This is a genomic window from Microbacterium panaciterrae (genome assembly GCF_039541635.1).
Lineage (GTDB): Bacteria > Actinomycetota > Actinomycetes > Actinomycetales > Microbacteriaceae > Microbacterium > Microbacterium panaciterrae.
On sequence record NZ_BAABGP010000003.1, the window covers coordinates 1 to 240 of the forward strand.

General features: G+C 73.3%; 1 protein-coding gene. It reads right to left on the reverse strand.

Annotated features, from left to right (window positions below; translation table 11 throughout):
- A partial coding sequence (locus ABD882_RS00040; RefSeq protein WP_345183929.1) for a DUF222 domain-containing protein occupies positions 1 to 240 on the reverse strand: 240 nt, incomplete at both ends.

Consider the following 240-nt stretch of genomic DNA (forward strand, 5'->3'; position numbering starts at 1 on the left):
ACGTGCGCCCGCCCGACCCCGGCCGTGTAGTCGGCGGCGGTGACGGACACGACCAGGGTCGGGGCCGCACCGCCCAGGGTCGGGAACCGACCGGTGCCGGCTGTGGTGGTCAGGATCGCCGCGAACGCATCATGCCGTCGTTGCGCGGGGGTGCGCAGATCCTCCGGATCCGGCACACCCTCCGGATGCGACGGATCCGCTCCGCCGTCCGCGCCGTCCGTGTCATCGACCGGGATGAAG